Here is a 9,899-nt window from a genome sequence, read left to right as displayed (position 1 = left end):
ATTATCGAACACCTTTGGAAGTATTTTTGAGTTACGTAAGTATTGATGATTTGTCTAACTTAATTTGACAATTAAGATTTATAAATAGCGGATATTATTTATAGTCTCCACTTCCTTCTATTTGCCTTTTAGCAAAAAAATCGTTAGGCTGATAGATAGAAGATAAGTCAATTGGCCGACACAATAAAAAACACATGAATGGGAGGTCATACAATGATCGATATCAAAATGTTGGTGATGATCTTTTTTATTAATTTTGCATATGTCACATTGAATACCCTTCGTTTTATGCTGACGATGAAAGGTTACCGGATTTTAGCACCCTTGATGAGCATGGTCGAGATCACCATCTATATCCTTGGTCTTTCACTTGTGTTGGATCGCTTAGATAATCCGATCAACTTGCTGACTTATGCCTTAGGCTACGCCATCGGCATCAGTGTCGGGATCAAAATCGAGGACAAGTTAGCACTTGGCTATATCATGGTCACGGTCATCTTGCCGACAAATACTGATCAAGAAGCTAGCCTGCCACGTGTTTTACGCAAGAATGGTTATGGTGTCACGCAATCTTTCGGCGAAGGGCTAGAAGGTGAACGTATGGTGTTAGAAATTTTATCCCCGCGTAAAACAGAACGGGTTTTATACGCCTTAATCAAAGAAGTTGAAGAACGGGCTTTTATTATTTCTTATGAACCAAAATATATTTCCGGCGGTTTCTGGACTAAAAAGGTTCACAGACGCCAAAAAAACAGCACGAAGCCCTAGAGCTTCATGCTGTTTTTTTCCAGATAAACCGAATCAATTCTTTTTCTAATTCAACACTTTTAGTTATCCTTGAATGTCCCCCGTTTTTTTTCGTGACGGTCAATTCCCGATAGCTCTCAACGTGCTTTTGCAACAAAAAGCGCAAGGAAAATACACTATGAATCGAGACTGAACCATCGCTGTTTGAGCCATCTTTTAAATCCCCGGCAACATTCAATACTTGCAGATGTGACGGCAAGCGATCCATCGCTTGATCAAAATATTGATAAATCGGCGTCTCCCCTTCTGGTCCAGCTTCCGTCAATTCATAAGCAAAGATCTCTTCCGTATCTTCCGCGATTTCCAAATCATTAAATGGAGCCGCAATCGCGACAAAATGTTCAACCGCCGGCGTTTGTTTTCCAGCGTATTCTAGTAAATAGCGTAATGATGAAACACCGCCCATTGAATGACTGACTAAATTAACTTGTGTGATCTTTTGCTGAAAAAGGTAGCGCATCACCTGATTGATCCATTTACTCTGAGTGATCTCCTCGGTTACATCTTTTGCAAAAAGAACCATGATTGTTGGATTGTCTTTATTATTTTCAAGCTTGCCTTCGACATCCAATGTTCCGTCAGCTTGAACGATGATCGTCAACTCACGCTTAGCAACATTTTCTTTTTCTAATTTGCGTAAAAGCGGACCAAACGAAAAAGAACTTCCTTCGTAACCATGAATGAATACCGTTGGAACATTTGAATAATGGATCGTTTTTTGTTTCGTCAAAGCACCTGGACTAAAATAGCGGATCTTTGCATAATAGATCCCGCCAGAAACTAACAATAGACTCACCAGTAAAATAATCCCTTTAACGACTCGCTGCATGAATTATTCCTTCTTTTTTATCAAATAAGTAAAACTTGTTTGTTCACCTAATAATTTTTCAGCCAACTCACGAACAAAAAAGAAACGTGTCTGCTGATCCATTATCGGCAATTGATCCAGCGTGATGCTCTCCTCAAAAAGCGGCACAGTCAATTTCCAGGTCGGTTCTTTTGTGACTACTCGACTGTTTAGCAAGCTTGTTAAAAAAATCGACTCGCGCCGCGGAGCCCTCCCCGCGATTATTCGTTCAAGCAGCAATCCCAGCTGATTCGTGAAAAACTCAAGATTGACATCGCCGATAAGACCCGCTAAGTCAGGAAATAATTCCGGCTGTTCAATGTTTCCAAAATAATTTGGCAGTGTTTCAGGTAACACTCCTCCGCGATTGAGCGTCACTAAATGAAAAGCCGCATGTTCCAAGCGATTGCAAGTAGCCGTTGGGAAGTCAAGGGCGATTGTTTTGGCTGCTTCAATACACCAAAATTCTTCACTTAACCAAACGAGTAATTCTTCGGTTGAATACTGGCCGCTAATCGCTTGAATGAACTCTTCAACCAGTGCTGTTGTCGGATAGTTTTTTACCACAGCAAGTTGAAGTTGATAACGACGTTCTTGGCGCGTAACTATCTCATTATCGATCAAAAAATCTAGATTTTTGTCTAAATGTTTTTGTCCGGGAAATGCCTTTCGGATCTCACGCAAGATCACCGGTGTTTTGATTTGTTCAAAATAACTCAATAGTTCGGTTATTTCTGGCTGGTTTAATAATTGTTCTGTTTTTTGGTTATTTGTATAGAGACGCATAGTTGGTTCCTTTCTTAATCAAGGAATAATTCTTCTAACATAAAAATTCACGGCTCACCATGTTTTATTCCATGAGCTAAAACGTGATCAAAATCCTCAACCGATTGATCTTTTTCTGTTATTTGGAACATATTCAATTTTAAACTTCTTAAAAAGAGAGGAGTGACAAGACTTTTGTCACTCCCCCCTTTCTTTTCAAACAAACAGTCTTCCAGTAGTTCGTCGGAAATTTCTACTTATTTTTTGAAGCTGCCCACTTCGGTCACAGCCTCATGTTTGATCAAATTATTTGTCAAATGCTGCTGTTAATTGAGGAACAACTTGTTTCTTACGTGATACGACTCCTGGTAAGAAAGCACGATCATTTTTTAGTTGGACATCGAACGCTTCAGTCACCATTGCTCGTGGTTCACCAGCTACTAATAATTCTGAATCAGAATTTAGTATATTTGTAACTAATAGCAAGAACAAATCATACCCATTTTTGCTGTTTTCTGCTAACATCGCGTCACGCAAAGCATCTTGGCGAGCAAAGACTTCATCAAGGTCGACGGTGTTGACTTGAGCGATTCGAACGGTTTTATCAGCCATTGGAAATGATTTTGCGTCTAGATCCAATAATTCTGCTTCAGATTTGTCGCCTAAGTTTGTTCCAGCCTTCAATAAGTCTAGTCCATAACTATTCAAGTCAACGCTTGCGATTTGAGCTAATTCGTTGGCCGCAGCGATATCTTCTTGGGTGCAGGTTGGAGATTTGAATAATAACGTATCAGAAACGATCGCAGAAAGCATCATTCCAGCAATTTTCGCTGGTACAGTGATATTGTTTTCTTTGTAAAGTTTCAAGACGATCGTTGACGTACAACCGACTGGTTCGGCACGATAATATAATGGATTCGCTGTTTGGAAGTTCGCGATTCGATGATGATCGACAACTGCTAAAATATTCAATTCTTCAATATCCGCAACACTTTGTTGAAATTCATTATGATCGACTAGCATTACGTCACTTGTTTCAGCCGCAATTTTGTCTACCACTCGCGGAGCTGTCAAACCGAAATGATCCAAAGCAAATTGAGTTTCTTCATTTGGTGTTCCAAGTGCGACTGCTTCTGCGTCGACACCTAATTCTTTTTGCAGATTGGCAAAGGCGATCGCAGCCCCGATTGCGTCCGTATCAGGATTTTGATGCCCGAAAATTAAAACTTTTCCCATAGTTGATTCGCTCCTTTAAATAAGTTCTTCTTTATCATATCAAAAAAAAGCAAAAGAGCAATAACATGCCAACCTTTTTGTGGATAAATTAGCAACTATCACCCGATTGTTTGAATAAAAAATTAGATTTAACCACTCAATTGAAATCAAAATGGATAAAACGATTTCAATACCCGTGTCCAAGTTTGAACCACGACAAACGATTTGTCTTACTGAAGATTTTTAGCTAGAAATTTCTCGGCAGATATTAAATACAGAAAAAAGCTGTAACAAGTATTTGTCACAGCTTTTTGTTTATTTTTTACGTTCTAAGTAGCCTTTATAATCTTCAGTATGCAATAATTTTTTAGCATTCTCTACTCGATCATCAGTTGGGGGTTCGATTCCTTCTAATGGATAGTCCATATCCATCTCTACCCATTTATATTTCCCCATCGTATGATAAGGTAAAATTTCAACTTTATCGACATTATTCAAGCTCTTAATAAATTTATCTAATCGAATTAAAAATTCGTCGTAGTCACTTCTAAATGGTACCAATACATGGCGGATCCAGACAGGTTTATTGATGTCTGAAAGATATTTTGCCATTGCTAAGATGTTGTCATTTCCTTGTCCAGTCAGTTCTTTGTGTTTTTGGTTATCAATTTGTTTAATATCAAATAAAACTAAATCAGTATATTTCATTAATTCTTCAAATTTAGAGAAAAATGGTTCTTCAAACGTAAATGGATTGCCGCAGCTATCTAAAGTCGTATCGACTCCTAACGCTTTTGCTTGTTTAAATAGATCGATCAAAAAGTCGATTTGTAATAGTGGTTCACCGCCGCTGACCGTGATCCCACCTTTTTTGCCCCAATAACTTTTATAGTTCAACGCTTCATTCAAAACATCTTCGGCCGTTCTTTTTTTAGCCTTAGGATCGTTGATCTTCCAAGTATCCGGATTGTGACAAAATTGACAACGCATCCGACAGCCTTGCATAAAGACGATAAAACGTACACCAGGTCCGTCAACAGAGCCAAAGCTTTCAATTGAATGGACATTTCCAACAACAGGTTGTTCAGCCACAGTAGACATAAACAGTCCCCCTCTTTTATCTGTAAAAATTTTTGCAGAAATTTCTTAATTCTAAGATTCATATCTTAAAAAGTAAGGCGAATAGACCTCCGTCCATCCGCCCATACTCATCTTATTTATTGTAAGTTACTACATTTTTGCGTGGAATGTACGGCTGATTACATCTTTTTGTTGTTCACGAGTCAAATCGATGAATTTAACAGCATAGCCAGAAACACGGATCGTGAAGTTTGCATATTCTTCTTTTTCTGGGTGTTCCATTGCATCAATTAATTTTTCTTTGCCGAATACGTTCACGTTTAAATGATGTGCGCCTTGGTTGAAGTAACCATTTAAAACATTGGTCAAGTTTTCAATTCGTTCATCTTCATCATGGCCTAATGCATCTGGATTAATGCTTTGAGTATTTGAGATACCATCCAATGCATATTCGTAAGGTAATTTTGTCAATGAGTTAAGTGAAGCTAACAAACCATTTTGTTCAGCACCATAAGATGGGTTTGCCCCTGGTGATAATGGTTCGCCTGCTTTACGACCATCAGGCATTGTTCCAGTTGCTTTACCGTAAACAACGTTTGAAGTGATCGTTAAGATTGATGTTGTTGGTTCTGAATCGCGGTAAGTATGGTAGTGTTCAAGTTTTTCTAAGAATGTCTTCAACAACCATACAGCAATATCATCCGCACGTGCATCATCGTTACCATATTTAGGGAATTCGCCTTCAGTTCTGAAGTCAGTTACGATACCGTCTTCGTCACGGATTGGGAATACTTTAGCATATTTGATTGCAGCTAATGAATCAACTACGTGAGAGAAACCAGCAATCCCAGTTGCGAATGTACGTTTCAAGTTTGTATCCATCAACGCTAATTCGGCAGCTTCATAATAATATTTGTCATGCATATAATGAATCGCGTTCAATGTATTCACATACATACCAGCTAACCATTCAAGCATATCGTCGTATTTATCCATTACTGCATCGAAGTCTAATGCGTCATCTGAATCGATTGGACGGAAGTCAGGTCCGACTTGAACTTTAGATTTTTCATCAACCCCACCGTTGATCGCATATAACAAAGCTTTCGCCAAGTTGGCACGAGCACCGAAGAATTGCATTTCTTTACCTGTTTGTGTAGCAGATACACAGCAGCAGATTGCATAATCATCTAACCAGATTGGACGCATTACATCGTCATTTTCATATTGGATCGATGATGTATCGATAGAAATTTTTGCAGCATATGCTTTGAATCCTTCAGGTAAACGAGAAGAATATAAAACAGTCAAGTTTGGTTCTGGTGAAGGTCCCATATTTTCTAATGTGTGCAAGAAGCGGAAGTCATTTTTAGTTACTAATGTCCGTCCGTCCATTCCCATACCAGCGATTGATAATGTTGCCCAAACTGGGTCGCCTGAGAACAATTCATTATATGAAGGGATCCGTGCAAATTTAACCATCCGTAATTTCATTACTAAATGGTCAATCAATTCTTGTGCGCCATCTTCAGTCAATAGACCGTTTTGGATATCACGTTGGATATAAATATCTAAGAAAGTAGACACACGGCCAATTGACATTGCAGCACCGTTTTGTTCTTTGATTGCTGCTAGGTAACCGAAGTAAGTCCATTGTACTGCTTCTTTTGCATTTTCAGCTGGACGAGAAATATCGTAGCCATATGCAGCAGCCATTTCTTTGATGCGTTTCAACGCTCTGTATTGATCGGTAATTTCTTCGCGTAAACGAATATCTTCATCTGTAAATTGACCGTGTCCGCAATTTTCATGATCTTTGAATTTTTGTTCCATCAAATAATCAATTCCATATAAAGCTACACGACGATAGTCGCCCACGATTCTTCCGCGTCCATACGTATCAGGAAGACCGGTGATGATCTTATTCCGACGTGCGGCACGAATTTCTGGTGTGTATACATCAAATACAGCTTGGTTATGTGTTTTATGATAGTCATTAAAGATCTCATTAAATTTAGGATTTGGTGTATAACCATAACTTTCAAGTGATTCTTCAGCCATCCGAATACCACCGTAAGGCATGAATGCACGTTTCAATGGTTTGTCTGTTTGAATACCGACGATTGCTTCTTTTTCTTTCAAAGCTTCATCAATATAGCCAGCACCGTATGCATTAGCAGCAGAAACGATATCCGTTTCCATATCTAAAACGCCGCCATTTTCGCGTTCTTGTTTTTGCAATTGTTGCAACTTGCCCCATAATTCATTCGTTGCATCAGTTGGTTCCGCTAAGAAATCAGCTGTACCTTCAAAAGGTGTGTAGTTCGCTTGAATAAAGTCGCGTGTATTGACTTCATTTTTCCATTGCTCGCCCTTGAAGCCTTTCCATGCAGGTTTTTCTGTGTTTTTCATTTTTTCTAGTTCATTTGTTGCAGTTCCCATTTCAATAGGACCTCCTTAGAATAAAAACTTAATTACTACAGCTTTATGAACAAAGTATAACACATAATTCCCGTTATACAAGCCTTTCCTTGTGAAAGATTAATTAGAAAACCAATTTTTTTTGTAATCATTTACAAACCGTTGATATAACAAGGTTTTATACTATAATCAAGCTTAAGATAATTTTATGATAGCGGATGATTTTAGACGTTTTGTGACAAAGCAAACGGGCATCTGTTTTAATACAGATACCCGTTTGTAAGATAATTATATAGTACAGAAAATTTAATTTTCGATCAATGCTTGCAAGCGCTGAACAGCAGAAAGTTCACCTTCTTGCTTCTCATTGACCACAAATGTCCCATTTGAAATCCGATCACTGATCGCAACATCCGCGATCTCGATTTCTTTTTCGATCCCTTTACTTGTTGTCAATGCCAAGGTTCCTTCTGTTTCAGTCGTCAAATAAACTAAGCGATGCGGACTTTTCTTTAACTCCCGGAAAATCATCAGACCGCGTTTGGCTCGACCTAATTGCGGCAATTCTTGTGCAAGCATTCGTTTAGCCGCCCCGCGTTGGCTGAGCAGTAAAATTGGTGAATCCCCTTCAGAAGGTACTAGTGCACCGGCTACCACATAGTCGTCTTCTTTCAAATTGATTGCTTTGACACCCGCCGCTTTTGCACCCACTACAGGAACTTCATCTAACGGATAGCGTAATCCAAAGGCGCGATGAGAAGCAATAAATACATCTACCTTATGCACTTCATCGGTTAAAAAGACTGATACGATCTGATCGGTCGGATTTTTCATTTTCATTGCTGCTGTCGGCCGGCTGCGGTAGGTCCGCCATGGTGAAAATTCTGTCATACGCGTTTGTTTGATCATGCCTTCTTTACTCATAAAGATAAAGAATTTATTCGCGTCGATCTCCTTGTAAGGAAATGCCGCGATGATTTCTTCTGTCATCGACAGGCTGGTGATCGTTTGTGAGATATGTTCACCTACGTCTTTCCATTTCAACTCAGTAATCTCATGAACAGGCCGATAGATCATATTGCCATGATTCGTTAAAATCAGCAAATGATCCAATGTATTCAACTTATCGATGAAAATGATCGTATCGCCCTCTTTCATGCCATGCTCATCCAAACGTGAAGCGTTATACGAACGCAAACTGCTGCGTTTTAAGTAACCTTCTTTCGTTAATGTTACGACAACATCCTCTTGAGCGATCAATACTTCTGCTTCGATCTTGATCTCACTGATTTCATCTTCGATCGGTGTTAAACGATCGTTTCCGTAATTCTTTTTGATTTGGCGCCATTCTTGCTTCATGACTTTATGCAATTCTTTTTCGCTGTTTAAAATCAAGTTTAGTTCTTTGATCTCGGCAGCTAGCTCAGCAGCTTCTTTTTCCAATTGGGTAATGTCTGTATTGGTCAAACGATACAATTGTAAGGTTACGATTGCTTCTGCTTGTTCTTCGCTGAAATCAAAGCGTGCAACCAAATTATTTTTGGCATCTTTTTTATCTTTACTGTTTCGAATCGTCGCGATCACTTCATCAAGGATCGACAAAGCTTTCATTAACCCTTCAACAATATGTTGGCGCTTTTGCGCTTTGGCAAGTTCATATTGGCTGCGTTTAGTGATCACTATTTTCCGATGTTCGATATAGCTTTTTAAAATATGTTTCAGCCCGACTTGTTGCGGCGTCATATTATCAATTGCTACCATGTTGAAATTGTAATTGATTTGTAGATCCGTATTCTTGAATAAATAATTTAGAATTCCTTCTGCATTCGCATCTTTTTTCAATTCAACGACGACTTGCAGTCCTGTCCGGTCAGATTCATCACGTACTTCAGCGATACCGTCAACTTTTTTATTCAAACGGATCTCGTCCATCTTTTTCACTAAAACAGCTTTATTTACTTCGTAAGGGATCTCGTGGATAACGATCTGTTGCTTGCCGCCTTTTAGCGGTTCGATTGAGGTTTTTGAACGAAGAATAACTTTGCCTTTTCCTGTTTCATACGCTTTTTTTATTTCAGCTTTGCCTTGTAAGATCCCACCAGTTGGAAAATCAGGTCCTGGAATGTATTCCATGATTTTTTCTAAAGGCGCATCTGGATGGTCGACTAAATAAATAGCTCCATCAATCACCTCAGATAAATTGTGGGTAGGGATCTCCGTTGCGTACCCCGCTGAAATCCCTGTCGAGCCATTGACCAATAAATTAGGATACGCCGCCGGCAAAACAGTCGGTTCTTTTTCGGTATCATCGAAGTTCCAAACTAAGTCAACCGTTTCTTTTTCGATATCTTTCAGCATCTCTCCGCTCAATTGCGACAGACGTGCTTCGGTATACCGCATCGCAGCTGGCGGATCACCATCCATTGAACCGTTGTTTCCGTGCATTTCGATCAGAACTTGACGTAATTTCCAATCTTGACTCATCCGTACCATGGCTTCATAGATCGAACTATCCCCATGTGGATGATAATTCCCCATAATATTTCCGACTGATTTCGCTGATTTTCGGAAACCTTTGTCGTAAGTATTGCCGTCTTTATTCATTGCAAATAAGATTCGGCGTTGAACAGGTTTCAACCCATCCCGGATATCCGGCAATGCCCGTTCTTGAATAATATATTTTGAATAGCGGCCAAATCGGTCACCCATCACTTCTTCTAATGTTAATTCTTGAATTGAATGTTTTTTATCCATTCTTCGACCA

Annotated in this window: 8 protein-coding genes; 1 reads left to right on the top strand and 7 read right to left on the bottom strand. The window is 39.2% G+C overall.

Features of this window, described 5'->3' with window-relative positions; genetic code table 11:
- Nucleotides 1–213: 213 nt before the first annotated feature.
- Nucleotides 214–768, top strand: coding sequence for a DUF2179 domain-containing protein (locus tag FFM63_RS05090; protein ID WP_137609237.1), 555 nt, complete (start codon nucleotides 214–216; stop codon nucleotides 766–768).
- Nucleotides 769–772: 4 nt separating this feature from the next.
- Here the strand turns inward: FFM63_RS05090 and FFM63_RS05085 are convergent, their stop codons facing one another.
- From FFM63_RS05085 to parC, 7 genes are all read right to left on the bottom strand, one after another.
- The gene (locus tag FFM63_RS05085) at nucleotides 773–1,636 is read right to left on the bottom strand and encodes an alpha/beta hydrolase (protein WP_137609236.1); all 864 of its coding nucleotides are present in this window, start codon (nucleotides 1,634–1,636) and stop codon (nucleotides 773–775) included.
- A gap of 3 nt (nucleotides 1,637–1,639) precedes the next feature.
- Nucleotides 1,640–2,440: a DUF1803 domain-containing protein gene (locus FFM63_RS05080; RefSeq protein ID WP_137609235.1), complete on the bottom strand. Its 801-nt coding sequence runs from the start codon at nucleotides 2,438–2,440 to the stop codon at nucleotides 1,640–1,642.
- 47 nt (nucleotides 2,441–2,487) lie between these two features.
- Nucleotides 2,488–2,643 carry a hypothetical protein gene (locus FFM63_RS09780; RefSeq protein ID WP_171000192.1) on the bottom strand — a complete coding sequence of 52 codons (156 nt, stop codon included), beginning with the start codon at nucleotides 2,641–2,643 and terminating at the stop codon, nucleotides 2,488–2,490.
- Nucleotides 2,644–2,725: 82 nt separating this feature from the next.
- Nucleotides 2,726–3,655, bottom strand: coding sequence for a manganese-dependent inorganic pyrophosphatase (locus FFM63_RS05075; protein WP_137609234.1), 930 nt, complete (start codon nucleotides 3,653–3,655; stop codon nucleotides 2,726–2,728).
- A 294-nt stretch (nucleotides 3,656–3,949) separates the two neighbouring features.
- Nucleotides 3,950–4,735 (bottom strand): pyruvate formate-lyase-activating protein, encoded by a 786-nt coding sequence (gene pflA / locus FFM63_RS05070; protein ID WP_137609233.1) that lies wholly within the window; start codon nucleotides 4,733–4,735, stop codon nucleotides 3,950–3,952.
- A gap of 129 nt (nucleotides 4,736–4,864) precedes the next feature.
- A complete protein-coding gene (gene pflB / locus FFM63_RS05065; RefSeq protein ID WP_137609232.1) occupies nucleotides 4,865–7,156 on the bottom strand; it encodes a formate C-acetyltransferase in 2,292 nt (763 codons plus the stop codon).
- Nucleotides 7,157–7,441: 285 nt separating this feature from the next.
- Entirely contained in the window at nucleotides 7,442–9,889 is a 2,448-nt protein-coding gene (gene parC, locus FFM63_RS05060) for a DNA topoisomerase IV subunit A (protein ID WP_137609231.1), read from the bottom strand.
- Nucleotides 9,890–9,899: the final 10 nt, after the last annotated feature.

Source organism: Enterococcus pingfangensis, assembly GCF_005405205.1.
GTDB classification, from domain to species: domain Bacteria; phylum Bacillota; class Bacilli; order Lactobacillales; family Enterococcaceae; genus Enterococcus_A; species Enterococcus_A pingfangensis.
This window is presented reverse-complemented; position numbering and strand designations above follow the sequence as displayed.

Coding starts and splice junctions, on each gene's coding strand:
- pflA (WP_137609233.1), bottom strand. CDS start 4,735: ATGTCTACTGTGGCTGAACAACCTGTTGTTGGAAATGTCCATTCAATT.
- FFM63_RS05075 (WP_137609234.1), bottom strand. CDS start 3,655: ATGGGAAAAGTTTTAATTTTCGGGCATCAAAATCCTGATACGGACGCA.
- FFM63_RS05085 (WP_137609236.1), bottom strand. CDS start 1,636: ATGCAGCGAGTCGTTAAAGGGATTATTTTACTGGTGAGTCTATTGTTA.
- parC (WP_137609231.1), bottom strand. CDS start 9,889: ATGGATAAAAAACATTCAATTCAAGAATTAACATTAGAAGAAGTGATG.
- FFM63_RS05090 (WP_137609237.1), top strand. CDS start 214: ATGATCGATATCAAAATGTTGGTGATGATCTTTTTTATTAATTTTGCA.
- FFM63_RS05080 (WP_137609235.1), bottom strand. CDS start 2,440: ATGCGTCTCTATACAAATAACCAAAAAACAGAACAATTATTAAACCAG.
- pflB (WP_137609232.1), bottom strand. CDS start 7,156: ATGGGAACTGCAACAAATGAACTAGAAAAAATGAAAAACACAGAAAAA.